Source organism: Pantoea rwandensis, from assembly GCF_002095475.1.
In the GTDB taxonomy this organism is placed as follows: Bacteria; Pseudomonadota; Gammaproteobacteria; order Enterobacterales; family Enterobacteriaceae; genus Pantoea; species Pantoea rwandensis.
The window spans coordinates 1-25844 of record NZ_MLFR01000048.1; the positions used below are offsets into that span (position 1 = coordinate 1).

The following is a 25844-nucleotide window of genomic DNA, read 5'->3' on the forward strand; positions in this document are numbered from 1 at the left end:
AAATGGTAATGCCAGGCGACAACGTAAAAATGACCGTTACATTGATCAAGCCAATCGCTATGGATCAGGGTCTGCGTTTCGCAATCCGTGAAGGCGGCCGTACTGTTGGTGCGGGCGTTGTTGCTGAAATTATCGCTTAATTGCGATAACATTTGACGCAATGCATACGGAAAGGGCATCATTTGATGCCCTTTTTGTACGCTGTTACATAGAACCTGGCTCATCAGTGATTTTCGATCATAATCATTGCTGAGACAGGCTCTGGTTTACGGCGTCGGATACCGAGTACGCCCAAAAGCTCATTCGGTTTGGATGCCTCACTCTGCGGGGCAGAATTGTTTCTGAATTATTGTGGCAGGTTGGTTTATGAGTGCGAATACCGAAGCTCAAGGGAGCGGGCGCGGCCTGGAAGCGGTAAAATGGGTTGCTGTCATCGCATTGCTCTTAGTAGCAATCGTTGGCAATTATCTTTATCGCGACATTACGCTGCCTCTGCGCGCGCTGGCTGTCGTAGTACTGATTGCTGCGGCTGGCGGCATTGCGTTGCTGACTATCAAAGGCAAAGCGACTGTGGCTTTTGCTCGTGAAGCAAGAACCGAAATGCGTAAGGTCATTTGGCCGACTCGCCAGGAAACATTGCACACCACGTTAATCGTTGCCGCGGTCACTGCCGTGATGTCTCTGATTTTGTGGGGGCTGGATGGAATTCTGGTCCGTCTGGTATCGTTTATCACTGGCCTGAGGTTCTGAGATGTCTGAAGCTCCAAAAAAACGCTGGTACGTCGTTCAGGCGTTCTCCGGTTTTGAAGCCCGCGTAGCGAAGTCGCTGCAAGAGCATATCAAACTGCACAACATGGAAGAGCTGTTTGGTGAAGTCATGGTGCCGACTGAAGAAGTCGTTGAAATCCGTGGTGGCCAGCGCCGCAAAAGCGAACGTAAGTTCTTCCCTGGTTATGTGCTGGTGCAGATGGTGATGAATGATGCCAGCTGGCACTTAGTGCGTAGCGTACCACGTGTCATGGGCTTCATTGGCGGCACTTCTGACCGTCCTGCGCCGATTAGTGATAAAGAAGTCGATGCGATTATGAACCGCCTGCAGCAGGTGGGTGATAAGCCGCGTCCAAAAACGCTGTTCGAACCAGGCGAGATGGTGCGCGTCAGCGACGGTCCTTTTGCCGACTTCAATGGTGTGGTCGAAGAAGTGGATTACGAGAAGAGCCGCTTGAAGGTCTCTGTTTCCATCTTTGGCCGTGCAACACCAGTAGAACTCGACTTTGCTCAGGTGGAGAAAGGTTAACCCTTTTGTTCACTTTTTAGCTCTTGCGGAAGGCGCGAAATTTACCTATAATTTCGCGCCTTTTGTTTTTATGCGCTAGCAATAGCGTGTAAATCGTAACCACGGGGAGCCTGTTTTCAGGCGCTATAACCCATTTGAGGAATTATCATGGCTAAGAAAGTACAAGCCTACGTCAAGCTGCAAGTTGCAGCTGGTATGGCGAACCCAAGTCCACCTGTTGGTCCAGCTCTGGGTCAGCAGGGTGTTAACATCATGGAATTCTGTAAAGCGTTTAACGCCAAAACAGAATCTCTGGAGAAAGGCCTGCCTACTCCAGTTGTTATCACTGTATACAGCGACCGTTCTTTCACCTTCGTTACCAAAACCCCTCCTGCTGCCGTTCTGCTGAAAAAAGCAGCGGGCATCAAGTCTGGTTCAGGTAAGCCGAACAAAGATAAAGTCGGTAAAGTTTCTCGTGCTCAGGTACGTGAAATCGCAGAAACTAAAGCTGCGGACATGACTGGTTCTGACGTAGAAGCGATGACTCGCTCTATCGAAGGTACTGCACGTTCCATGGGCCTGGTAGTAGAGGATTAAGAAATGGCTAAGCTGACCAAGCGCATGAGCGTAATCCGTGACAAAGTAGACGCGACCAAGCAGTACGACATCGCTGAAGCTATTGCTCTGCTGAAAGAACTGGCTACTGCCAAGTTCGTTGAAAGCGTTGACGTTGCTGTCAACCTCGGCATTGATGCACGTAAATCAGACCAGAACGTTCGCGGCGCGACTGTTCTGCCACACGGTACTGGTCGTTCAGTACGTGTTGCTGTATTTACCCAAGGCGCAAACGCAGAAGCTGCTAAAGCAGCTGGCGCTGAGCTGGTAGGTATGGAAGATCTGGCTGACCAGATCAAAAAAGGCGAAATGAACTTTGACGTTGTTATTGCATCTCCAGATGCAATGCGCGTTGTTGGCCAGTTGGGCCAGGTTCTGGGTCCACGTGGCCTGATGCCAAACCCTAAAGTTGGTACTGTAACTCCTAACGTTGCTGAAGCAGTGAAAAACGCTAAAGCAGGTCAGGTTCGTTATCGTAACGACAAAAACGGCATCATCCACACTACCATTGGTAAAGTGGACTTTGATGCTGACAAACTGAAAGAAAACCTGGAATCTCTGTTGGTTGCGCTGAAAAAAGCTAAACCTTCACAGGCTAAAGGCGTATACATCAAGAAAGTTAGCATCTCTACCACCATGGGCGCCGGCGTTGCCGTTGACCAGGCTGGTCTGACTGCCGTAGCAAACTAATTGCTGCTTGAAACGGGCGAAAAATTCATCTAGAATCTTACGCCCGTTGTTCTGGTTGATGACTCAATTCAGAACCCAGATTCAGAGTCACTGAGTAACAAAGCGTAATGGCCTAATTGCTCAATGACTTAGGTTGGAGCCAGGCCTTATCCTGGCCTCCGTCCAAGACCGCAGGAGCGGGATTATCTTCGGATAGCTTGCTTAATATCCTGCGTAGACGGTGACAGAACCAAAAAGAATTATTTTCTTCGCTGGATTCTGCTCACCGTGTAATAGCGCTCTTTACCTTCGGGTAGTTGAGTGAAGTGAGTTCCGGGAAATTTTTCCCGGTCAAATCCAGGAGCAAAAGCTAATGGCATTAAATCTTCAAGGCAAACAAGCGATTGTTGCTGAAGTTAGCGAAGTAGCCAAAGGCGCGCTTTCAGCGGTTGTTGCGGATTCCCGTGGCGTTACCGTTGATAAAATGACCGAACTGCGTAAAGCAGGCCGTGAAGCTGGCGTTTACATGCGTGTTGTTCGTAACACCTTGCTGCGCCGCGTCGTTGAAGGTACTCCTTTCGAGTGCCTGAAAGACACGTTTGTTGGTCCGACCCTGATTGCATACTCTATGGAACACCCGGGCGCTGCTGCTCGCTTGTTCAAAGATTTCGCGAAAGCGAATGCAAAATTTGAGGTCAAAGCTGCAGCCTTTGAAGGTGAGCTGATCACGGCGGCCAATATTGACCGTCTGGCAACTCTGCCGACTTACGAAGAAGCATTGGCACGCCTGATGTCGACCATGAAAGAAGCCGCTGCTGGCAAATTGGTTCGCACTCTGGCTGCTGTACGCGATGCAAAAGAAGCGGCTTAAGGCCAACTTCTTTTCCTTCGTACTTGCTAACGTATAAACTTTTTCTGTTTTTTAGGAACAATCGATATGTCTATCACTAAAGATCAAATTCTGGAAGCAGTAGCAGCTATGTCCGTAATGGAAGTAGTTGAGCTGGTTTCTGCTATGGAAGAAAAATTCGGCGTTTCTGCTGCTGCTGCTGTAGCTGTTGCTGCTGGCCCAGCTGAAGCTGTTGAAGAAAAAACTGAATTCGACGTTATTCTGAAAGCTGTTGGCGCGAACAAAGTTGCAGTAATCAAAGCAGTACGTACTGCAACTGGTCTGGGCTTGAAAGAAGCTAAAGACCTGGTTGAAGCGACCGGTACTATCAAAGAAGGCATCAGCAAAGATGACGCAGCTGCTCTTGAAGCACTGCTGAAAGAAGCTGGCGCTGAAGTTGAAGTTAAGTAAGACAACCCTCGGGTTGCAGCCTGAGTAACATTAGGCTGATGGCTGGTGACTTTTTGGTCACCAGCCTTTTTGCGCTACAGGGGAATGATGGCGTTTCGCACTGTTTGTCCATTGTTTCTCTTCAATATCTTTTTCTATCTACGACTTAATATATCGCTCTCCTGTGAAGGTTCCCTGCCTCCACAACGGCGATGAAATGATTTAAGAGTGATAGAAAGATGTATTGCATGGGGTGTTACGCATCGCATGAAAAACAAAATAGTGTTGCATGAACTGTCCCTTCAGGACGGACAGCGTGGTTCGACATGTCAGCTAGCTGAGGAACCCTATGGTTTACTCCTATACCGAGAAAAAACGTATTCGTAAGGATTTTGGTAAACGTCCACAAGTTCTGGACATACCTTATCTCCTTTCTATCCAGCTTGACTCGTTCCAGAAGTTTATCGAGCAAGATCCAGAAGGCCAATACGGTCTGGAAGCAGCCTTCCGCTCCGTATTCCCAATCTCAAGCTACAGCGGCAACTCTGAGTTGCAGTATGTCAGCTACCGTTTGGGTGAGCCGGTCTTTGACGTAACAGAATGTCAGATCCGTGGCGTGACCTATTCGGCACCGCTGCGCGTGAAACTGCGTCTGGTGATCTACGAGCGTGAAGCGCCGGAAGGCACCGTAAAAGACATCAAAGAACAAGAAGTGTACATGGGTGAAATTCCACTCATGACCGACAACGGTACCTTTGTTATCAACGGTACTGAGCGTGTTATTGTTTCTCAGCTGCATCGTAGTCCTGGCGTGTTCTTTGACAGCGACAAGGGTAAGACGCACTCGTCTGGTAAAGTGCTGTATAACGCACGTATCATCCCTTACCGTGGTTCATGGCTCGACTTCGAATTCGACCCGAAAGACAACCTCTTCGTCCGTATTGACCGTCGCCGTAAGCTGCCGGCCACTATCATTCTGCGCGCGCTGCAATTCACCACTGAACAAATCCTCGATCTGTTCTTCGATAAAGTGGTTTATGAAATTCGCGATAACAAGCTGCAGATGGAGTTGGTGCCAGAGCGCCTGCGTGGTGAAACCGCCAGCTTCGATATCGAAGCGAATGGCACGGTCTACGTTGAGAAAGCTCGTCGCATTACTGCGCGTCATATTCGTCAGCTGGAAAAAGACGGTATTCAGCACATCGAAGTGCCGGTTGAATATATCGCTGGCAAAGTTGTCGCTAAAGATTACGTCGATCTGAACACCGGTGAACTGATCGTTCCTGCAAACATGGAGCTGTCACTGGATCTGCTGGCAAAACTGAGTCAGTCAGGTCACAAGCGTATTGAAACGCTGTTCACCAACGATTTGGATCACGGCGCGTATATCTCCGAGACCCTGCGAGTTGACCCAACCAGCGATCGCCTGAGCGCACTGGTTGAGATCTACCGTATGATGCGTCCTGGTGAGCCACCAACGCGTGAAGCCGCAGAAAACCTGTTCGAGAACTTGTTCTTCTCAGAAGATCGTTACGATCTCTCTGCGGTTGGCCGTATGAAGTTCAACCGTTCACTGCTGCGTGATGAAATCGAAGGTTCAGGTATCCTGAGCAAAGACGACATCATCCAGGTGATGAAGAAACTGATCGGCATCCGTAACGGTATTGGCGAAGTCGATGATATCGACCACCTCGGCAACCGTCGTATCCGTTCAGTCGGTGAGATGGCTGAGAACCAGTTCCGTGTTGGCCTGGTACGTGTTGAGCGTGCAGTTAAAGAGCGTCTGTCTCTGGGCGATCTCGATACGCTGATGCCACAGGACATGATCAACGCTAAGCCAATTTCGGCGGCGGTGAAAGAGTTCTTCGGTTCTAGCCAGCTGTCACAGTTTATGGACCAGAACAACCCGTTGTCTGAGATCACGCACAAGCGTCGTATCTCTGCTCTGGGCCCAGGCGGTCTGACCCGTGAACGCGCAGGCTTCGAAGTGCGAGACGTACACCCAACCCACTACGGTCGTGTATGTCCAATCGAAACGCCTGAAGGTCCGAACATCGGTCTGATCAACTCCCTTTCTGTTTACGCGCAGACTAACGAATACGGCTTCCTTGAGACTCCGTATCGTCGCGTTGTTGACGGCAAAGTGAGTGATGAAATTCATTACCTCTCTGCAATCGAAGAGGGTAACTACGTTATCGCTCAGGCGAACACCAACCTTGCTGAAGACGGTAGCTTTGTTGACGATCTCGTCACCTGCCGTAGCAAAGGTGAATCAAGCCTGTTCAGCCGTGATCAAGTTGACTACATGGACGTTTCGACCCAGCAGGTCGTTTCAGTCGGTGCGTCACTGATCCCGTTCCTGGAGCACGATGATGCTAACCGCGCCTTGATGGGTGCGAACATGCAACGTCAGGCCGTACCAACCCTGCGCGCTGATAAGCCGCTGGTCGGTACTGGTATGGAACGCGCAGTAGCGGTTGACTCCGGTGTAACTGCCGTAGCGAAACGTGGCGGTTCCGTTCAGTACGTTGATGCTTCTCGTATCGTTATCAAAGTTAACGAAGATGAGATGTATCCGGGCGAAGCGGGTATCGACATCTACAACCTGACCAAGTACACCCGTTCTAACCAGAACACCTGCATCAACCAGATGCCATGTGTGTCCTTGGGTGAGCCGATTGAGCGTGGCGACGTGCTGGCAGATGGCCCGTCTACCGACCTCGGTGAACTGGCGCTGGGTCAGAACATGCGTGTGGCGTTCATGCCATGGAACGGTTACAACTTCGAAGACTCCATCCTCGTTTCTGAGCGTGTTGTCCAGGAAGACCGTTTCACCACTATCCACATCCAGGAACTGGCGTGTGTGTCTCGTGACACCAAGCTGGGGCCAGAAGAGATCACCGCTGACATCCCTAACGTGGGTGAAGCTGCGCTCTCCAAACTGGATGAATCCGGTATCGTGTATATCGGTGCGGAAGTGACCGGTGGCGACATTCTGGTAGGTAAAGTTACGCCGAAAGGCGAAACCCAGCTGACGCCAGAAGAGAAACTGCTGCGTGCGATCTTCGGTGAGAAAGCGTCTGACGTTAAAGACTCTTCTCTGCGCGTTCCAAACGGTGTTTCCGGTACGGTTATCGACGTACAGGTCTTCACCCGTGATGGCGTAGAAAAAGACAAGCGTGCGCTGGAAATCGAAGAGATGCAGCTGAAGCAGGTTAAGAAAGACCTGTCTGAAGAATTGCAGATCTTTGAAGCCGGTCTGTTCAGCCGTATTCAGGCGGTGCTGATCTCTGGTGGCGTTGAAGCTGAAAAACTGGACAAACTGCCGCGCGAGCGCTGGTTAGAGCTGGGCCTGACTGACGAAGAGAAGCAAAACTCTCTCGAGCAGCTGGCTGAGCAGTATGACGAGCTGAAGCACGAGTTTGAGAAGAAACTCGAAGCTAAGCGTCGCAAAATCACTCAGGGCGATGATCTGGCACCGGGCGTGCTGAAAATCGTGAAAGTGTACCTGGCGGTTAAACGTCAGATTCAGCCTGGTGACAAGATGGCAGGTCGTCACGGTAACAAGGGTGTTATCTCTAAGATCAACCCGATCGAAGATATGCCTTACGATGAGAACGGTACGCCGGTCGATATCGTACTGAACCCGCTGGGCGTACCGTCACGTATGAACATCGGTCAGATTCTGGAAACCCACTTGGGTATGGCGGCGAAAGGCATTGGTGAGAAGATCAATGCGATGCTGAAGAAGCAGGAAGAAGTCGCCAAACTGCGTGAGTTTATCCAGCGTGCTTACGATCTGGGCACTGACGTGCGTCAGAAAGTTGATCTGAACACCTTCACTGACGACGAAGTGCTGCGTCTGGCTGAGAACCTGAAAAAAGGTATGCCAATCGCAACGCCAGTGTTTGATGGTGCGAAAGAGAGCGAGATCAAAGAGCTGCTGCAGCTCGGTGGCCTGCCTTCTTCTGGCCAGATCACCCTGTTCGACGGCCGTACTGGTGAGCAGTTTGAGCGTCAGGTAACCGTAGGTTACATGTACATGCTGAAACTGAACCACTTGGTCGACGACAAGATGCACGCCCGTTCTACCGGCTCTTACAGCCTCGTTACTCAGCAGCCGCTGGGTGGTAAGGCGCAGTTCGGTGGTCAGCGCTTCGGTGAGATGGAAGTGTGGGCACTTGAAGCATACGGTGCTGCTTATACCCTGCAGGAAATGCTGACCGTTAAGTCTGATGACGTGAACGGCCGTACGAAGATGTATAAAAACATCGTCGATGGCAACCATCAGATGGAACCGGGCATGCCGGAATCCTTCAACGTACTGTTGAAAGAGATCCGCTCGCTGGGTATCAACATCGAGCTGGAAGACGAGTAAGCACTCGCAAGTACTGGTTACGGGACGCGCACTTCGGTGTGCGTCCCTGAGAGTTCCACTCCGACGGGAGCTAATCCGTGAAAGACTTACTTAAGTTTCTGAAAGCGCAAACTAAGACCGAAGAGTTTGATGCGATCAAGATCGCTCTGGCCTCGCCAGATATGATCCGTTCATGGTCTTTTGGTGAAGTTAAAAAGCCAGAGACTATTAACTACCGTACCTTCAAGCCGGAGCGTGACGGTCTTTTCTGCGCCCGTATCTTTGGGCCGGTAAAAGATTACGAATGCCTTTGCGGTAAGTACAAGCGTTTGAAACATCGCGGCGTGATCTGTGAGAAGTGTGGCGTTGAAGTTACACAGACCAAAGTTCGTCGTGAGCGCATGGGCCACATTGAACTGGCTTCACCAACTGCGCACATTTGGTTCCTGAAATCACTGCCTTCGCGTATCGGCTTGCTGCTGGATATGCCACTGCGTGATATCGAGCGCGTGCTGTACTTCGAATCATATGTTGTGATCGAAGGCGGTATGACCAACCTGGAAAAACGTCAGATTCTGACCGAAGAGCAGTACCTTGATGCGCTGGAAGAGTTCGGTGACGAATTCGACGCGAAGATGGGTGCAGAAGCTATCCAGGCGCTGCTGAAAAACATGGATCTGGAGCAAGAGTGCGAGCAGCTGCGTGAAGAGCTGAACGAAACCAACTCCGAGACCAAACGTAAAAAGCTGACCAAGCGTATCAAGCTGCTGGAAGCGTTCGTGCAGTCTGGCAACAAGCCAGAGTGGATGATCCTGACCGTTCTGCCGGTTCTGCCGCCAGATCTGCGTCCGCTGGTACCGCTGGACGGTGGTCGTTTCGCAACGTCGGATCTGAACGATCTGTACCGTCGCGTGATCAACCGTAACAACCGTTTGAAACGTCTGCTGGATCTGGCTGCGCCAGATATCATCGTACGTAACGAAAAGCGTATGCTGCAGGAAGCGGTAGATGCCTTGCTGGATAACGGCCGTCGTGGTCGTGCCATCACTGGCTCTAACAAACGTCCTCTGAAATCTTTGGCCGACATGATCAAAGGTAAGCAGGGTCGTTTCCGTCAGAACCTGTTGGGTAAACGTGTTGACTACTCTGGCCGTTCTGTCATCACCGTAGGTCCATACCTGCGTCTGCATCAGTGTGGTCTGCCGAAGAAAATGGCACTGGAGCTGTTCAAACCGTTCATCTACGGCAAGCTGGAACTGCGTGGCCTCGCGACCACCATCAAAGCTGCTAAGAAAATGGTTGAGCGTGAAGAAGCTGTCGTTTGGGATATCCTGGACGAAGTTATCCGCGAACACCCAGTACTGCTGAACCGTGCACCAACCCTGCACCGTTTGGGTATTCAGGCATTCGAACCTGTTCTGATCGAAGGTAAAGCAATTCAGCTGCACCCGCTGGTTTGTGCGGCATATAACGCCGACTTCGATGGTGACCAGATGGCAGTTCACGTACCGCTGACGCTGGAAGCTCAGCTCGAAGCGCGTGCGCTGATGATGTCTACCAACAACATCCTGTCACCTGCGAACGGCGAGCCAATCATCGTTCCTTCTCAGGACGTTGTTCTGGGTCTGTACTACATGACCCGTGACAAAGTAAATGCGCGCGGCGAAGGCATGGTACTGACCGGCCCGAAAGAAGCTGAGCGTGTGTATCGCGCTGGCTTGGCCGAGCTGCATGCACGCGTTAAAGTGCGTATTACTGAATACACTAAGAACGAGCAGGAAGAGTTCGTTGCGAAAACCAGCATTATCGACACCACCATTGGTCGTTCGATTTTGTGGATGATCGTACCGAAAGGCCTGCCTTACTCTATCGTCAACCAGGCGTTGGGTAAGAAAGCGATCTCCAAGATGCTGAACACCTGTTACCGCATCCTGGGCCTGAAGCCGACCGTTATCTTTGCTGACCAGACCATGTACACCGGCTTTGCTTACGCAGCCCGTTCAGGTGCGTCTGTTGGTATCGACGACATGGTGATCCCGGCTAAGAAAGCGGAAATCGTAGCTGAAGCAGAAGCGGAAGTTGCCGAGATTCAGGAACAGTTCCAGTCTGGTCTGGTCACTGCTGGCGAACGTTACAACAAAGTCATCGATATCTGGGCCGCAGCGAACGAACGCGTATCCAAGGCGATGATGGACAACCTGCAGACTGAAACCGTGATCAACCGTCACGGCGAAGAAGAGCAGCAGGTGTCGTTCAACAGCATCTACATGATGGCCGACTCCGGTGCGCGTGGTTCTGCAGCTCAGATTCGTCAGCTGGCAGGTATGCGTGGTCTGATGGCTAAGCCAGATGGCTCAATCATCGAAACGCCAATCACCGCGAACTTCCGCGAAGGTCTGAACGTACTCCAGTACTTCATCTCGACGCACGGTGCGCGTAAAGGTCTTGCGGATACCGCACTGAAAACCGCTAACTCCGGTTATCTGACGCGTCGTCTGGTAGACGTTGCGCAGGATCTGGTTGTTACTGAAGATGACTGTGGCACGTTCGAAGGCCTGATGATGACTCCGGTTATCGAAGGTGGCGATGTTAAAGAGCCACTGCGTGAGCGCGTTCTGGGTCGTGTGACCGCTGAAGACGTTCTGAAGCCGGGCACTGCAGACATCCTGATCCCGCGTAACACGCTGATCGATGAGCACTGGTGTGATGTGATCGAAGATAATTCGGTCGATGCCATTAAAGTGCGCTCTGTTGTTGGCTGTGAAACCGACTTCGGTGTGTGTGCACACTGCTACGGTCGCGATCTGGCACGTGGTCACATCATCAACAAAGGTGAGGCCATCGGCGTTATCGCTGCTCAGTCCATCGGTGAGCCGGGTACACAGCTGACGATGCGTACATTCCACATCGGTGGTGCGGCATCTCGTGCGGCTGCTGAATCTAGCATCCAGGTTAAGAACAAAGGTACGATTAAGCTGACCAACGCGAAGTCTGTAACCAACTCCTCCGGGAAGCTGGTTATCGTTTCACGTAACGTCGAACTGAAAATGATCGATGAGTTCGGTCGTACTAAAGAAAGCTATAAAGTGCCTTACGGTGCGGTCATGGCTAAAGGTGATGGTTCACAGGTTGCAGCGGGCGAAACCGTAGCAAACTGGGATCCACATACCATGCCAGTCATCACTGAAGTGGGCGGTTTCATTCGCTTCACTGACATGATCGATGGTCAGACGATTACTCGTCAGACTGATGACCTGACTGGTCTGTCATCGCTGGTGGTTCTGGATTCTGCAGAACGTACTGCGGGCGGTAAAGATCTGCGTCCTGCGCTGAAAATTATCGATGCTAACGGTAATGATGTTCTGATCCCTGGTACCGATATGCCAGCTCAGTACTTCTTGCCGGGCAAAGCAATTGTTCAGCTGGAAGATGGCGTTAAGATCAGTGCTGGTGACACCCTGTCTCGTGTACCCCAGGAATCTGGCGGTACCAAGGACATCACCGGTGGTCTGCCACGCGTTGCTGACTTGTTCGAAGCGCGTCGTCCGAAAGAGCCAGCAATTCTGGCCGAGATCAGCGGTATTATCTCGTTCGGTAAAGAGACCAAAGGCAAGCGTCGTCTGGTGATCACACCGGTTGATGGTAGCGATCCGTACGAAGAGATGATTCCGAAATGGCGTCAGCTGAACGTATTCGAAGGTGAGCGTGTAGAACGTGGTGACGTTGTTTCTGACGGCCCAGAGTCTCCACACGACATCCTGCGTCTGCGTGGCGTCCATGCCGTGACCCGTTACATCACTAACGAAGTGCAGGAAGTTTACCGTCTGCAAGGCGTTAAGATTAACGATAAACACATCGAAGTCATCGTGCGTCAGATGCTGCGTAAAGCAACCATCGCGAGCGCAGGCAGTGCCGACTTCCTTGAAGGTGAGCAGGCTGAATACTCTCGCATCAAGATCGCTAACCGTGAACTTGAAGCGAATGGCAAAATCGGCGCAACCTTCATGCGCGATCTGCTGGGTATCACCAAAGCCTCTCTGGCAACCGAGTCGTTCATCTCTGCAGCATCGTTCCAGGAGACCACACGTGTCCTGACCGAAGCAGCAGTAGCAGGCAAGCGTGATGAACTGCGCGGCTTGAAAGAGAACGTGATCGTGGGTCGTCTGATCCCGGCCGGTACCGGTTATGCTTACCATCAGGATCGTATGCGTCGCCGTTCTGTAGGTGAAACACCGGTTGCACCGCAGGTTACTGCGGATGAAGCCTCTGCGAGCCTGGCTGAACTGTTGAACGCCGGTCTTGGCGGTAGCGACGACGAATAATCGTTCGCGATAGCTGACCAATAAAAAACCCTGCCTAGGCAGGGTTTTTTTCGTCTTTAGTCAACCTTTCCGAGAGACATCGTGCCGAGTCAGGCCAATGTCGCGCAGTTGTGCATCGCTTAAGTGAGACAGAATTTTTCGCGTCTCACGGCGGTCACGCCATCTTCTTATCGTGTTACGTGCACCACGGAAAATATCCAACAGCGTTACATCAAATGGTTTTGCCGCTCGGTTTTGATCGAATTCCATAATCTATGCCCTCAGTAGATGTCTGAGTGACATTGTCCGATTCTTATGCATATCAATACAGATTCAAAAATCACTTATCTTTAACATACAGATTGCACAGCAAGGGATCTGAATGGTAGAAAGAATGACAATCTGTACTGGTTTAGGCGGTTTACCGATGAGGGTTAGCATACGATGACGCGGTATCAACATCTGGCCTGTCTGCTTTCTGACAGAATTGAGCAGGGCCTCTATCGTAGTGGTGAACGTTTACCCTCCGTGCGTACGTTGAGCATTGAGCATGGTGTCAGTATCAGTACCGTGCAGCAGGCGTATCACTTGCTGGAAGAGAAGCAGCTTATCGTGCCGCAACCTCGGTCGGGCTACTTTGTGGCAACACGTAAAGCGACACCGCCGATGCCAGCGCTAACCCGCCCAGCACAGCGTCCCGTTGAAATCACACAGTGGGAATCTGTACTGGAATTATTGAGTAGTCGTAACTGTGGGGATGTACTGCAACTGGGCAGTGGTATGCCCGATCTCACCCAACCCACATTAAAACCATTGTGGAAGATACAGAGCCGCATGGCGCAGAAGCAGGATACCGACCTGCTGAATTACGACAGCCTGCTAGGTGTCGCCGCTTTACGTGAGCAGGTGGCACGACTCACCATAGACAGTGGCTGCCAACTGACCGCTGAAGACATCGTGATTACCACCGGCTGTCATGAGGCCTTGTCGGTTTCAATCAGGGCCGTATGCGAAACTGGGGATATTATTGCCGTCGAGTCGCCGACTTTCCATGGCACCATGCAAACGCTGCGTGGCTTGGGCATTCGGGCTATTGAAATCCCTACTGATTCGGTAACGGGTATCAGCCTTGAAGCGCTGGAACTGGCATTTGAGCAGTGGCCAATTAAAGCGGTGGTGGTGGTCCCAAATTGCAATAATCCGCTCGGTTTTATTATGCCGGAAGCGCGCAAGCGAACGTTGCTGACGCTGGTGCAGCGTTTCGATGCGGCAATTATTGAAGATGATGTTTATGGCGAACTGGCATGGGAGTACCCACGTCCCATCACCATTAAATCTTTGGATATGGATGGGCGCGTTTTGTTGTGCAGCTCTTTCTCTAAAACGCTGGCACCCGGTTTGCGTGTGGGGTGGGTAGCGCCAGGTCGCTATCGCGATAGGGTATTGCACATGAAATATATCGGGACCGGATCGACGGCAACGCTGCCACAGCATGCGGTAGCAGAGTTTATTCGTCAGGGGTATTACCTGCCGCACCTGCGCCGTATGCGTCAGGTGTATCAGCGCAACTACGAAACCTTTAGTTGCTGGGTGCGACACTATTTTCCCTGCGGGATCTGCGTCTCGCGTCCGCAGGGGAGTTTTCTGATGTGGATCGAATTGCCCGAAGCTTTCGATGCGGTGCGACTGAATACTGAATTGCGTGCTTTGAAAATTCAGGTCGCGGTCGGATCGTTGTTTTCGGCTTCGGGAAAATACCGTAATTGCCTGCGCCTGAATTATGGTTTGCCCATTAATGAGCATACTGAGCAGGCGATTGCCCAACTTGGCGCTGCGGTGGAGCAGGCCATGCACGCCTGTCATATCGAAACGGAACACGCTTCATCCCTGACTGATTAAAGTGGAAAGGCAGGGCTGGAGAGAGAGGTAGACCAGCCCTGGCCCACTGCCAGCGACAGCGGGCAGGCACACTTTATCCTGACCGGAAAAACACGCCAGCGCGCAGGAAGCGGACTGCGCGTGAGATTCCAGCCAATTTACCCTGATTGCAGAACGTTACAGCGCTTCTGCGGGCTGAGTTCCTGCTTCAACCAGTGCCAGCAGCTCCTGTGTCGCCTGACGCCAGTCTGCCGCCTGAGTAATGGCGCTCACTACGGCAACGCTTCCTACGCCGGTGGCTAAAACTTCAGGTACGCGCGCTAGGGATATACCGCCAATCGCCACAGTCGGTATATCTTGCAAACGTGCTATATGGCGTTTCAGTTCCACGACGCCCTGTGGTTCTGAGGGCATGTCTTTGGTTTGCGTAGGGTAAATGTGTCCCAGTGCAATGTAGGAAGGACGCAGCGCCAGCGCACGGTCCAATTCGGCATCATCATGTGTAGATAAGCCGAGACGCAATCCGGCCTGACGAATGGCATCGAGGTTGGCCACGTCTAAATCCTCCTGACCAAGATGCACGCCATAAGCGTTGTATTTAATCGCCAGACGCCAGTAATCGTTGATAAACAGACGTGCACGATACTGCTTACCCAGTGTAATCGCCTCACGCACGGCATCTTCCACTTCATGGTCCTGGCAATCCTTGATCCGTAACTGGAGAGTTCGAACTCCTGCCTCCAGTAAGCGTTTAATCCACTCTACGCTATCAACAACGGGATACAGCCCCAGTTTTGGGGCGGTAGCAGGAAAGGCGTCGGTCATACTTTTTCCTCTTTAAGGGCATCGGCGGCGTGATAAACCTCGCCACCACGGCTGCGGAAGGCATCTGACATCTGCGCCATGCCGATTTCAATCGGCTGGGCTTCCGCCTGCTGACGAGCAGCATATTCGCGCACTTCCTGAGTGATTTTCATTGAACAGAATTTAGGGCCGCACATCGAGCAGAAGTGTGCCACTTTACCTGATTCCTGCGGCAGTGTTTCATCGTGGTAAGCTCGCGCGGTGTGTGGATCCAGCGCCAGGTTGAACTGATCTTCCCAGCGGAATTCGAAGCGCGCTTTTGACATCGCGTTATCGCGGATTTGTGCCCCAGGATGGCCCTTAGCAAGATCGGCCGCGTGGGCAGCAATCTTGTAGGTGATCAAACCTTGCTTCACGTCTTCCTTGTTCGGCAAGCCAAGGTGCTCTTTGGGTGTGACGTAGCACAGCATGGCACAGCCGAACCAACCTATCATGGCGGCACCAATGCCGGAGGTGAAATGATCATACCCCGGAGCGATGTCCGTGGTCAGTGGGCCAAGTGTATAGAACGGCGCTTCATGGCAGTGTTCCAACTGTTCGGTCATATTGCGACGGATCATCTGCATTGGCACATGGCCTGGACCTTCAATCATCACCTGCACATCATATTCCCAGGCGATCTTGGTCAACTCACCTAACGTGTGCAACTCGGCGAACTGTGCTTCATCGTTGGCGTCCTGAATCGATCCAGGACGCAGGCCATCACCGAGTGAAAGCGCAACATCATAGGCGGCGCAAATTTCACAGATCTCGCGGAAATGCAGATAGAGGAAACTCTCTTGATGATGCGACAGACACCATTTCGCCATGATCGATCCGCCGCGCGAGACAATACCCGTCAGTCGTTTGGCGGTCATCGGCACATAGCGCAGGAGTACACCGGCGTGGATGGTGAAGTAATCCACGCCCTGTTCGGCCTGCTCAAGCAAGGTGTCACGGAAAATCTCCCAGTTGAGATCCTCTGCTACACCATTGACCTTCTCCAAAGCCTGGTAAATCGGCACGGTACCAATAGGCACTGGGCTATTACGTAAAATCCATTCACGCGTTTCATGGATATAGCGCCCCGTGGAGAGATCCATCACGGTATCAGCGCCCCAACGCGTGGACCACACCAGCTTCTCTACCTCTTCCTCAATGGACGAACTCACCGCAGAATTACCAATATTGGCGTTCACTTTCACCAGGAAGTTACGCCCAATGATCATCGGTTCAGATTCTGGGTGATTGATGTTCGAAGGAATGATGGCACGACCACTGGCGACTTCCTGACGCACAAATTCAGCGGTGATATTTTCCGGCAAGTTGGCACCGAAACTATGGCCTGGGTGCTGTTGCAGTAGCACTTCTCCACGAATGCGTTCCCGGCCCATGTTCTCCCGCACGGCGATGAACTCCATCTCCGGTGTAATAACGCCTTGTCGTGCGTAATGCAGTTGCGTCACACAGCGGCCTTTTTTAGCGCGGCGCGGCTGCAGCAGGTGCTCGAAACGCAGATGATCTAAACCTTCGTCGGCCAAGCGCTGTTGGGTGTAATCGGAACTTAGCTGATGGATCGCTTCGCTATCATCGCGTTCGGCGATCCAGCTGGCACGTAACTTGGCTAATCCTTGATGTACATCGATGGTGGCTTCTGGATCGCCATAGGCCCCTGCCGTGTCATACACTGGCACCGGTTCGTTCTGCTCATACTGCGGATGCGCTTTTGTGCCGCCAATATGTGTGGGGCTGAGCTGGATTTCGCGCATCGGCACGCGAATATCGTCACGGTTACCGATAATCCAGATGCGTTTAGATTGTGGGAAAGCAGTGCCTTGCAGCGAATCAATAAATTCCTGCGCTTGTGCGCGTTGTTCACGACGAGAAGTTTTAGTAACAGACATAGCAAGTTTCCTGAAATGAAGGATAAGTTGCTTGTCCAGAGTTCGGAAGGAGTAACAGGGACGATGCCGGGCGCCAACACGCATCGCTCTGTGAATGTCTACTCTTGTTCCCTTCGCAGGTACTAACCTGATCAGGTTCCGCGGATCCCGAATGAACGGTCTCAGCCCCTTAGGGCACTCCGACAAGGTTGAATTTTACGATATAAGCTACTTTGCTGGCCATTTCTCGCCTGGGCAGTGCTCGTGTCCGTCACGTACTACGTGTACGCTCCGGCCCTGCGCGCTGTCCGAGCGTGAACTGGCTGCGCACGCTACGCTTATATCGCAAAATTTGACTCTAGATTGCTTTAAAGAGATGCATAAAACGTGAATAGGCCTCAATAAAAAAGCCCATTCAGCATAAGAGGGCTTTTTCGGAATAACAAGTCTTTTACATCTTTCGGTGCTAAGCGGGGCGTGCCATGCTGCTCTCATTTGCTACCGGAATGCTTGCCAGCTGGTTATCCCAGGCGAGCTTCACTAGCTTATCCTCAAGCGTAAAACGTGATTCCAATACTTCGCCGACTTCAGACAGCGCCTTCTGGAAATCGGCGCAGTTGTCGTCGTTAATCGCCTGCTGGAGATGGCTGTCATACAACTGCATGATGCGATCGGTGTTGGCTTCCAGAGAAGGATAGATTTGCGCGGCGGCAATCAAGGGGCTATCGCCCTCCATCTCGCTGATAATACGCTCATAAACACTGAAGTGCCCCGTGGAGAGATAATCCACCAGATTATGGCAAAACGCATCCAGCGCCTGTTCATCCAACACTGTCAGCGCATCTTTGTTTGGCTTAATGCCAATCAGCGCATAATAGGTGACGAGGAGTTGTCGACGGGCACGCAGCCACGAGTCGACTAATTCATTACCGCCACCTACACGCTCTGTCAGGTTCTCTAACTGGGTAAGCATACGGGGCTCCAGGTGAGTTATAGTTGTTCATTACACTCTTAACATCAGGCTTTCAGCGTACCATTTGACGCTAAGGACAACGAATAAGATGCAACGTGAGATCTCAAGCGTAGACGCTGGCTGGTGGATTGTCAGCCATGAGCAAAAACTTTGGTTGCCACATGGCGAACTGCCGCATGGCTTATCGGATGATTTTGGCCTCGCGGGTAGCACTGGTATTTTGATAGGTGAGTGGCAAGGTGAGAATGTCTGGTTAGTGCGTGAATCACGCGCTGACAACATGGGGTCAGTTCGCCAGTTGATCGACGAAGATGTCGGCTTGTTCCAGATCGCTGGGCGCGGAGTACAACTTGCTGAGTTCTACCGATCCCATCGCTGGTGTGGGTACTGTGGCCACGAAATGCACCTCAGTAAACGTGAATTTGCCTGCCTGTGTAACCACTGCCGCGAGCGCTATTATCCGCAAATTGCGCCGTGCATCATCGTGGCGATTCGTAGGGGTGATGAGATTCTGCTCGCCAACCATGCGCGTCATCGCAATAACATTTACACAGTTTTGGCTGGCTTTGTTGAGGTGGGGGAAACGCTGGAGCAGGCCGTCGCGCGTGAAGTAATGGAAGAGAGCAACGTACGCGTTAAAAATGTCCGTTACGTCACTTCGCAGCCGTGGCCGTTTCCTCATTCGTTGATGATGGCGTTTATGGCCGAATACGAGGGCGGTGAGCTGCAGCATGATGGCAAAGAGTTGCTGGATGCAGGCTGGTATCGCTATGACGATTTGCCCTTGTTACCGCCACCGGGCACGGTTGCACGCCGCTTGATTGAAGATACCGTTGCCCTGTGTCGCGCCAGCGCGTCGTGAAAATGCTACACTGGCGGCCTTAGCATGAGAGAGCCCATTATGAGTGAACTGAAGAACGATCGTTATCTGCGCGCCCTGTTACGTCAGCCGGTAGATGTCACCCCGGTGTGGATGATGCGACAAGCCGGGCGTTATTTACCGGAGTACAAAGCCACGCGTGCTGAAGCCGGTGATTTTATGTCGCTGTGTAAGAATGCTGAGCTGGCGTGTGAAGTCACGTTGCAGCCGCTGCGTCGCTATGCGCTGGATGCAGCGATCCTCTTCAGCGATATCCTGACCATTCCTGATGCGATGGGACTGGGGCTCTATTTCGAAACGGGCGAGGGCCCGCGCTTCTCGAACCCTATTACCTGTCGTGCAGATGTCGACAAGCTGCCGATTCCGGATCCGGAAGGGGAGTTGGGCTATGTGATGAATGCGGTGCGTACTATTCGCCATAACCTGAAAGGCGAAGTACCGCTGATCGGCTTCTCTGGCAGCCCGTGGACGCTGGCAACTTATATGGTCGAAGGCGGTAGCAGCAAAGCATTCACCAAAATTAAAAAGATGATGTATGCCGAGCCACAAACCCTGCACAAGTTGCTGGATAAACTGGCCGACAGCGTCATTCTCTATCTTAATGCCCAAATCAAAGCCGGTGCGCAATCGATCATGGTATTCGACACATGGGGCGGTGTCCTGACGGGTCGCGATTATCGTGAGTTCTCGCTGTATTACATGCACAAAATCGTCGATAGCGTGCTGCACGAGAATGAAGGCCGCCGCGTGCCCATTACCCTGTTTACCAAAGGGGGAGGCCAGTGGCTGGAGGCAATGGCTGCCACCGGTTGTGATGCGCTGGGCCTAGACTGGACCACGGATATCGCCGATGCACGTCGTCGTGTAGGCGATAAAGTCGCGCTGCAGGGAAATATGGATCCGTCTATGCTGTATGCACCGCCTGCGCGTATTGAGCAGGAAGTCGCGGGCATTCTGGAAGGCTTTGGTTCAGGTGAAGGCCATGTCTTCAACCTCGGCCATGGTATCCACCAGGATGTGCCACCTGAACATGCTGGTGCTTTTGTTGAAGCCGTACACCGTTTGTCAGGCCAATATCACCAAGGATAAGTATGGATCTAGCCGCATTACGTCAGGAGCAGTTAATACTCGCCACGAAAGTGGTGCGGCAAGACGATTTCGAGGTGTTACCGCCACGCTTTATCGGTGGGGCGGATGTGGGATTTGAGCAGGGCGGGGAAGTGACCCGCGCTGCTGTCGTCATTCTAGAGTACCCTTCGCTAACGCTGGTTGAACATCGTATCGCCCGTATTCCGACGACGATGCCCTACATTCCCGGTTTCCTCTCCTTTCGCGAAATGCCCGCCTTGCAGGAAGCCTGGCAGCAGCTCGTGCATCGCCCTGATCTGTTATTGGTTGATGGCCATGGTATTTCTCACCCACGTCGGCTGGGGGTGGCAGCACATTTTGGTTCGCTAGTGGATGTGCCAACCATCGGTGTGGCGAAGAAAAAACTCTGTGGGCGGTTTGCTGAACTGGATGCCGATCCGGGTAGCCGCCAGCCATTGGTAGATAAAGGCGAGCAAATTGGCTGGGTATGGCGTAGCAAGGCGCGCTGTAATCCGTTGTTTGTCTCGACCGGGCATCGTGTCAGCCTGGACAGTGCACTGCATTGGGTTGAATTATGTACAGCGGGATACCGCTTACCAGAACCCACGCGCTGGGCTGATGCGGTGGCATCTGGGCGTCCAGCGTTTCTACGTTGGCAAAATGCGCGTTAACGCTGTTTGCGCGCGGCTTTTGCGGTACACTGCCGCCAGCTAACCTATTGAGAGTAAGTTTGATGTTACAGAACCCCGTCCATTTGCGTCTGGCTAAGCTGGAAAGCTGGCAGCATATGACTTTTATGGCCTGTCTGTGTGAGCGGATGTTCCCTAACTATTGGGCCTTCTGTCAGCAGACCGAATTTGCCGACCCGCAGCTTTACCGTCGTATCCTTGACCTTGTCTGGGAGAGCCTGACGGTCAAAGACGCCAAAATCAATTTCGACAGTCAGCTCGAGAAGCTGGAAGCTGCCATCCCAAATGGCGATGATTTTGATGTCTATGGCGTGCACCCAGCCATTGATGCTTGCGTTGCACTCAGCGAGCTCATTCATGCACAGTTAAGTGGTGAAACACTCGAGCATGCAATTGAAGTCAGCCGTACCTCCATTACGACTGTTGCCATCCTGGAAATGACTCAAGCCGGTCATGAAATGACGGATGAAGAGCTGCGTGAAAATCAGGCGGTGATTGATGAATGGGATCTGCAGTGGGAGATTTTTCGCCTACTGGCAGACTGCGAGGAGCGCGACCTGGAGCTGATTAAGGGGTTACGTTCTGACCTGCGCGAAGCGGGAATCAGTAACATCGGTATACTTTTTCAGCAATAAGGCGAGAAAACGTGACTTCAGGCCCGAATTAGCGCGCCTGGAGGCTTCACATCGGCCCCCTGTCTGGTCTACATTTGGGGGGCTGAAAATTGTGGCTATCTTTGCGTGCAGGCTGAAGAGTGCCAGAATATGGCTTTTCCCTCGCACTCGTTGCTTAGCAAGCGATAAATACACTTTAAGGATAACTTATGAACAAGACTCAACTGATTGACGTGATCGCAGAGAAAGCTGACCTGTCAAAAACCCAGGCTAAAGCTGCGCTGGAATCTACCCTGGCTGCGATCACTGAGTCTCTGAAAGAAGGTGATGCTGTACAACTGGTTGGTTTTGGTACTTTTAAAGTGAACCACCGCGCAGAGCGTACCGGTCGCAACCCGCAGACTGGCAATGAGATCAAAATCGCGGCAGCTAACGTGCCTGCGTTCGTCTCTGGTAAGGCTCTGAAAGACGCTGTTAAGTAAGTTTTCCGCATCGCGGTTTAAGCTTTAAAGAGGGGGCGACATCGCCCCTTTTTGCTACAGGGGCCTGTCATGCTGAATACGATGACTCAGCGCGTTTGCGCCCTGTTTATTGGTGCGCTGCTCTCGGGCTGTAGTACCACTCCTGATCTCCCTGCCTTTACGGCAAGCGGCTATCTGGCCGATCGTGGCACTGTCCGCATCTGGCGCAAGAACAGTGACCATCAAGCGATCCACATTCGCACCGTCTACACCCCTTTCAATGGCGATGCCATGGAAACGACCGACTACAATTGGCAACAGAGCAAGTTGGCCAGCGTAGAGCGTCGTATGGGGGGCAAGCAGCCTGATGATGTCACGCTGCGATTTGACCATCTCGGCAATCTCAACTTTATGCAGCGACAGCTGGCTGGCCGACGTGAAGCCGTCAGTGGCGATACTGTTGAACTCTATCGTTTCGACGCACAACGTATGCTGGAGCAAAGTAATGCGTTGCTGAGTGGACGGGTGTTACTCAGTCAGGGCCACTGGCTAGGCGGCACACAGGTACGTGATTGTGATGGCAACATGGTGAAGGCACCGTTCGATAGCGAAATATTGGGAACATTGACTCAGCAGCAACGGAGTCAGCCGCAGCCGTTAATGGTGTCGTGGTTAGAAGCACCAGAAGGTGTTCAGTTGTTGCGAGCAACGCCGGAAGATGAGTGTAGTTGGCAGCCGAAAGAGAGTGATTTCTAGGGGCGGCCCTGAGGCCGCCCGCCCGATTACTTGCGGTTAATGGCGCGGTAACCGATATCTTTGCGGCAGAAGCTGCCATCCCATGAGATATGTTTGGCCAGCGCATAGGCATTCTGCTGCGCGGCTGCAACGTCTTCACCCAGTGCAGTCACACAAAGCACACGACCGCCGTTGGTCACGACCACATCATCTTTCATGGTGGTACCCGCGTGGAACACCTTGCCATCCTGCACTTCTTCCAGCGGTAAACCGTGAATCTGATCGCCAGTGTTGTAATCGGCTGGATAACCGCCTGCTGCCAGCACCACACCCAGTGATGGGCGAGGATCCCATTGGGATGTTTGCTGATCCAGTTTGCCATCAACCGCTGACAGACACAGTTCAATCAGATCCGACTGCAGGCGCAGCATGATCGGCTGTGTTTCTGGATCGCCAAAGCGGCAGTTGAATTCGATGACTTTAGGCTGACCAGCTTTATCGATCATTAAACCGGCATACAGGAAACCTGTGTAAGTATTCCCTTCAGCTTTCATGCCGTTCACGGTTGGCCAGATAATCTGATCCATGACGCGCTGGTGGATCTCATCGGTTACCACTGGGGCTGGCGAGTAAGCGCCCATGCCGCCAGTGTTTGGACCGGTATCGCCATCGCCAACACGTTTATGATCCTGGCTGGTGGCCATAGGCAGTACGTTGTCGCCATCCACCATCACGATAAAGCTCGCTTCTTCACCGTCAAGGAACTCTTCAATCACGATACGGTGGCCTGCATCGCCAAAAGCATTGCCTGCCAGCATATCTTGTACAGCCGCTTCGGCTTCAGCCAGTTCCATCGCAACGATAACGCCTTTACCTGCAGCCAGACCATCCGCCTTAATAACGATCGGCGCACCTTTCTCACGCAGGTAAGCCAATGCAGGCTCCACTTCGGTAAAGTTCTGGTATTCAGCGGTAGGGATCTGCTGACGTGCCAGGAAATCTTTGGTGAAGGCTTTAGAGCCCTCTAACTGTGCAGCCGCCTGCGTTGGGCCAAAGATCTTCAGACCGGCAGCGCGGAACGCATCGACTACGCCAATCACCAGCGGCGCTTCCGGGCCGACGATGGTCAGGTCGATGTTTTCTTGCTGAGCAAACGCCAGCAGCGCAGGCACGTCGGTAGGGATAATCGCTACGTTCTGTAGCGCCGGTTCTAATGCCGTGCCGGCATTGCCCGGTGCTACGAAGACGGTTTCTGCCAGCGGTGACTGTGCTGCTTTCCATGCCAGCGCGTGTTCACGTCCGCCATTACCAATGACTAAAATTTTCATTTATTCAGCTCCAAACTATTAATGGCGGAAGTGACGCATGTCGGTGAAGATCATGGCAATACCGTGTTCATCGGCAGCAGCAATCACTTCATCATCACGGATAGAACCGCCCGGCTGAATGACGCAGGTAATACCGACGGCAGCTGCGGCATCAATGCCATCACGGAACGGGAAGAAAGCATCTGAAGCCATGGCAGAGCCTTTGACCTCTAAACCTTCGTCGCCTGCTTTAATACCGGCAATTTTGGCAGAGTAAACACGGCTCATCTGCCCGGCGCCTATACCGATGGTCATGTTGTCACGCGCATAGACAATCGCGTTGGACTTAACGAACTTGGCCACTTTCCAGCAGAACAGCGCATCACGTAATTCCTGCTCGCTTGGTTGACGCTTCGTTACCACTCGCAGATCGCTCGCATCGACCATGCCCAGATCGCGATCTTGTACCAGCAGACCGCCATTAACACGTTTGAAGTCCAGTGCGGCAACACGGCCTTGCCACTGGCCACATACCAGCACACGTACGTTCTGTTTTGCTGCGGTGACTTTCAGTGCCGCTTCGCTGGCTGAAGGGGCGATGATCACTTCAACGAACTGGCGGCTGATGATCGCCTGTGCTGTGGCTTCGTCTAACTCGCGGTTAAAAGCGATGATGCCGCCGAAGGCAGAAGTTGGGTCAGTTTTGTATGCGCGCTCGTAGGCATCCAGAATCGAACCGCCCACTGCTACGCCGCACGGGTTGGCGTGTTTCACAATCACGCAAGCCGCTTCATTAAACTCTTTCACACACTCAAGCGCAGCATCGGTATCGGCGATGTTGTTATAGGAGAGCGCCTTGCCCTGAACCTGCTGTGCAGTAGCAACAGAGGCTTCTGTCACGTTCTCTTCTATATAGAAAGCAGCATCCTGATGGCTGTTCTCGCCGTAACGCATATCCTGCTTCTTAATGAAGTTCAGGTTCAGTGTACGTGGGAAGCGGCCTGCAGGTTCTTTGCTGTCGCTATGATAAGCAGGGACCAAGCTACCGAAGTAGTTAGCAATCATGCTGTCGTAAGCGGCGGTATGTTCGAAAGCCTTAATTGCCAGGTCGAAACGGGTGTCCAGCGTCAGGGAGTTTTCGTTGGCGTCTAGCTCGGCGATGATAGCCTCGTAGTCGCTGCTCTTCACCACAATCGCCACGTCTTTGTGGTTCTTGGCGGCGGAGCGCACCATGGTTGGGCCACCGATATCGATATTCTCTACCGCGTCTGCCAGTGAGCAGTCGGGTTTGGCCACGGTCTGGGCGAAGGGATAGAGGTTAACTACCACCATATCGATTGGGCTGATAGCGTGCTCAGACATGATCGCATCATCGGTGCCGCGACGGCCCAAAATACCGCCATGCACTTTCGGGTGCAGCGTTTTGACGCGTCCATCCATCATTTCCGGGAAACCGGTGTAGTCAGAAACTTCAGTAACGGGCAGGCCCGCATCTGCCAGCAGGCGAGCAGTACCACCTGTGGAGAGCAGCTCAACACCACGGCTGGAGAGTGCCTGAGCAAATTCGAGGATACCGGCTTTATCAGAAACACTGAGAAGAGCGCGGCGTACTGGACGACGTTGTTGCATGGTGGTTTTATCCCTTGGCTTTGTTTCGCATAAATAAGAGCGTTACATCAAGCTTAGCGTTTCTTTCTATATAGAAGAGAGCACTTGCTTCATGTAACGCCCCAAAAGGGGCATCCTTGACGTCGCCGGGCATTGTAGCGAAAACGTTTGCGTGATGCTCGCCTAAATTCATTTGTGGGGGCAGATGTGGATAACACTGTGTGTAAGTGGGTATAAGGCGGGGTTTTGCTGTGGAATGCAGCGAACGGTTGTTTTTATTGAATTTAGCGGTTGCGCGCTGCGAACAACTCCCTATAATGCGCATCCATCGAGACGGCACAACGGTTTACGAAGTGCGGTGTTGACAGGAAGCTTCGATAAGAACTT

General features: G+C 52.4%; 22 protein-coding genes and 1 riboswitch. Of the genes, 16 read left to right on the forward strand and 6 right to left on the reverse strand.

Annotated elements, in window-relative coordinates; genetic code table 11:
• The 9 genes from HA51_RS25780 to rpoC all read left to right on the forward strand — a co-directional run.
• The coding region (locus tag HA51_RS25780) for an EF-Tu C-terminal domain-related protein (RefSeq protein ID WP_084938292.1) at nucleotides 1-140 on the forward strand (140 nt) is incomplete at its 5' end.
• 226 nt (nucleotides 141-366) lie between these two features.
• Nucleotides 367-750 carry a preprotein translocase subunit SecE gene (secE, locus tag HA51_RS25785; protein WP_084938293.1) on the forward strand — a complete coding sequence of 128 codons (384 nt, stop codon included), beginning with the start codon at nucleotides 367-369 and terminating at the stop codon, nucleotides 748-750.
• A 1-nt stretch (nucleotide 751) separates the two neighbouring features.
• Complete coding sequence (nusG, locus tag HA51_RS25790) at nucleotides 752-1297, forward strand: transcription termination/antitermination protein NusG (RefSeq protein ID WP_084938294.1); 546 nt, start codon at nucleotides 752-754, stop codon at nucleotides 1295-1297.
• Nucleotides 1298-1444: 147 nt separating this feature from the next.
• Nucleotides 1445-1873 (forward strand): 50S ribosomal protein L11, encoded by a 429-nt coding sequence (gene rplK / locus HA51_RS25795; protein ID WP_007886298.1) that lies wholly within the window; start codon nucleotides 1445-1447, stop codon nucleotides 1871-1873.
• A 3-nt stretch (nucleotides 1874-1876) separates the two neighbouring features.
• Nucleotides 1877-2581: a 50S ribosomal protein L1 gene (gene rplA / locus HA51_RS25800; RefSeq protein WP_084938295.1), complete on the forward strand. Its 705-nt coding sequence runs from the start codon at nucleotides 1877-1879 to the stop codon at nucleotides 2579-2581.
• 352 nt (nucleotides 2582-2933) lie between these two features.
• Nucleotides 2934-3431, forward strand: a complete 498-nt coding sequence (gene rplJ / locus HA51_RS25805; RefSeq protein ID WP_058973440.1) for a 50S ribosomal protein L10 — start codon at nucleotides 2934-2936, stop codon at nucleotides 3429-3431.
• A 66-nt stretch (nucleotides 3432-3497) separates the two neighbouring features.
• A complete protein-coding gene (rplL, locus tag HA51_RS25810; RefSeq protein ID WP_084938296.1) occupies nucleotides 3498-3860 on the forward strand; it encodes a 50S ribosomal protein L7/L12 in 363 nt (120 codons plus the stop codon).
• Between the two features lie 328 nt (nucleotides 3861-4188).
• Nucleotides 4189-8217, forward strand: coding sequence for a DNA-directed RNA polymerase subunit beta (gene rpoB, locus HA51_RS25815; protein ID WP_084938297.1), 4029 nt, complete (start codon nucleotides 4189-4191; stop codon nucleotides 8215-8217).
• A gap of 77 nt (nucleotides 8218-8294) precedes the next feature.
• The gene (rpoC, locus tag HA51_RS25820; RefSeq protein ID WP_084938298.1) at nucleotides 8295-12518 is read left to right on the forward strand and encodes a DNA-directed RNA polymerase subunit beta'; all 4224 of its coding nucleotides are present in this window, start codon (nucleotides 8295-8297) and stop codon (nucleotides 12516-12518) included.
• A gap of 60 nt (nucleotides 12519-12578) precedes the next feature.
• Here rpoC and HA51_RS25825 read toward each other — a convergent pair whose 3' ends face one another.
• Nucleotides 12579-12767 (reverse strand): YjiS-like domain-containing protein, encoded by a 189-nt coding sequence (locus tag HA51_RS25825; RefSeq protein WP_084938299.1) that lies wholly within the window; start codon nucleotides 12765-12767, stop codon nucleotides 12579-12581.
• 174 nt (nucleotides 12768-12941) lie between these two features.
• On the opposite strand from HA51_RS25825, the gene HA51_RS25830 reads away from it, so the two are divergent.
• Nucleotides 12942-14396 (forward strand): aminotransferase-like domain-containing protein, encoded by a 1455-nt coding sequence (locus HA51_RS25830; RefSeq protein ID WP_084938300.1) that lies wholly within the window; start codon nucleotides 12942-12944, stop codon nucleotides 14394-14396.
• A 156-nt stretch (nucleotides 14397-14552) separates the two neighbouring features.
• On the opposite strand, the gene thiE is transcribed toward HA51_RS25830, so the two are convergent.
• The 3 genes from thiE to rsd form a co-directional block, all read right to left on the reverse strand.
• Complete coding sequence (thiE, locus tag HA51_RS25835) at nucleotides 14553-15200, reverse strand: thiamine phosphate synthase (protein WP_084938301.1); 648 nt, start codon at nucleotides 15198-15200, stop codon at nucleotides 14553-14555.
• Nucleotides 15197-17122 (reverse strand): phosphomethylpyrimidine synthase ThiC, encoded by a 1926-nt coding sequence (gene thiC, locus HA51_RS25840; RefSeq protein ID WP_084938302.1) that lies wholly within the window; start codon nucleotides 17120-17122, stop codon nucleotides 15197-15199. Before thiC ends, thiE begins: the two co-directional genes overlap by 4 nt.
• Before the next feature lie 91 nt (nucleotides 17123-17213).
• A riboswitch (TPP riboswitch) is annotated at nucleotides 17214-17314 on the reverse strand.
• Between the two features lie 253 nt (nucleotides 17315-17567).
• Nucleotides 17568-18074, reverse strand: a complete 507-nt coding sequence (gene rsd, locus HA51_RS25845; RefSeq protein ID WP_084938303.1) for a sigma D regulator — start codon at nucleotides 18072-18074, stop codon at nucleotides 17568-17570.
• 88 nt (nucleotides 18075-18162) lie between these two features.
• Here rsd and nudC point away from each other — a divergent pair, with 88 nt between their 5' ends.
• The 6 genes from nudC (at nucleotide 18163) to HA51_RS25875 (ending at nucleotide 22563) form a co-directional block, all read left to right on the forward strand.
• On the forward strand, nucleotides 18163-18936 hold the full coding sequence (nudC, locus tag HA51_RS25850) for an NAD(+) diphosphatase (RefSeq protein WP_084938304.1): 774 nt from the start codon (nucleotides 18163-18165) through the stop codon (nucleotides 18934-18936).
• 39 nt (nucleotides 18937-18975) lie between these two features.
• Nucleotides 18976-20043 carry a uroporphyrinogen decarboxylase gene (hemE, locus tag HA51_RS25855; RefSeq protein ID WP_084938305.1) on the forward strand — a complete coding sequence of 356 codons (1068 nt, stop codon included), beginning with the start codon at nucleotides 18976-18978 and terminating at the stop codon, nucleotides 20041-20043.
• 2 nt (nucleotides 20044-20045) lie between these two features.
• Entirely contained in the window at nucleotides 20046-20714 is a 669-nt protein-coding gene (nfi, locus tag HA51_RS25860) for a deoxyribonuclease V (protein ID WP_084938306.1), read from the forward strand.
• Nucleotides 20715-20776: 62 nt separating this feature from the next.
• Nucleotides 20777-21367: a YjaG family protein gene (locus tag HA51_RS25865; protein WP_084938307.1), complete on the forward strand. Its 591-nt coding sequence runs from the start codon at nucleotides 20777-20779 to the stop codon at nucleotides 21365-21367.
• Nucleotides 21368-21555: 188 nt separating this feature from the next.
• Nucleotides 21556-21828, forward strand: coding sequence for a nucleoid-associated protein HU-alpha (gene hupA, locus HA51_RS25870; protein WP_084938308.1), 273 nt, complete (start codon nucleotides 21556-21558; stop codon nucleotides 21826-21828).
• A 69-nt stretch (nucleotides 21829-21897) separates the two neighbouring features.
• Nucleotides 21898-22563: a DUF1481 domain-containing protein gene (locus HA51_RS25875; RefSeq protein ID WP_084938309.1), complete on the forward strand. Its 666-nt coding sequence runs from the start codon at nucleotides 21898-21900 to the stop codon at nucleotides 22561-22563.
• A 26-nt stretch (nucleotides 22564-22589) separates the two neighbouring features.
• Here HA51_RS25875 and purD read toward each other — a convergent pair whose 3' ends face one another.
• Both purD and purH read right to left on the reverse strand, forming a co-directional pair.
• The gene (gene purD, locus HA51_RS25880; RefSeq protein WP_084938310.1) at nucleotides 22590-23870 is read right to left on the reverse strand and encodes a phosphoribosylamine--glycine ligase; all 1281 of its coding nucleotides are present in this window, start codon (nucleotides 23868-23870) and stop codon (nucleotides 22590-22592) included.
• Nucleotides 23871-23888: 18 nt separating this feature from the next.
• On the reverse strand, nucleotides 23889-25478 hold the full coding sequence (purH, locus tag HA51_RS25885; RefSeq protein ID WP_084938311.1) for a bifunctional phosphoribosylaminoimidazolecarboxamide formyltransferase/IMP cyclohydrolase: 1590 nt from the start codon (nucleotides 25476-25478) through the stop codon (nucleotides 23889-23891).
• Between the last annotated feature and the right edge of the window lie 366 nt (nucleotides 25479-25844).